Below are 602 nucleotides of genomic sequence, written 5' to 3'. Positions count from 1 at the left end.
ACATAGTGTTGTCTCTCACCCCGAAGTATGCTGTCAATAAACGCTTCAGAACTTCGACGACTCACGTCTTCATCCCATCGAGCGCTTGATTGCCAGTCAATCTCCGACCCTTCTGAGAAGGCTTTTACATCAAATGCAATTAGATCATTTGAACAGCTCTTGGACATTGAAGTCAACGCAGACAGCGAATCCGGGGAAACAACATCGTCAGAGTCGACGAACCATACCCACTCACCCACTGCGCAACGCAAACCTGCATTTCGAGCTGAAGAAAGCCCACCGTTGGGTTGATGAACGGTCGACACCTGCTCATTGTCCGACGCAAGTGAATCACAGACTTCCGGGGTCATGTCAGTCGACCCATCGTCAACGACGATTACCTCTACGTTCCTAGTCGAACGCAAGTTCATGCTCTCCAAACAGACCCTGAGAAGCGTCGGGTTGTTGTAGACAGGGACAACTACGGACAGAGCGATCGGCTCACTACACATGATGGAGCAATCCGCCCTTCGAACAGTGTATAGCCGAGCCGTATATGGACATTGTCTCAAGAGCGACTCGATCCCAGTCATAGCGAGAGCTGACTATTGATCTGGTGTCTG

Annotated in this window: 1 protein-coding gene; it reads right to left on the bottom strand. The window is 50.7% G+C overall.

The window, feature by feature from the left end; all coding sequences use genetic code 11:
• Positions 1-410, bottom strand: a 410-nt coding sequence (locus FK268_RS23435; protein WP_368732155.1) for a glycosyltransferase family 2 protein, incomplete at its 3' end; no start/stop codon positions are given.
• Positions 411-602: the final 192 nt, after the last annotated feature.

This window comes from Tsukamurella sputi (genome assembly GCF_007858445.1).
In the GTDB taxonomy this organism is placed as follows: Bacteria; Actinomycetota; Actinomycetes; order Mycobacteriales; family Mycobacteriaceae; genus Tsukamurella; species Tsukamurella sputi.
The sequence above is the reverse complement of the archived record's forward strand: the minus strand, read 5'-3'. Positions and strand labels throughout refer to the sequence as shown.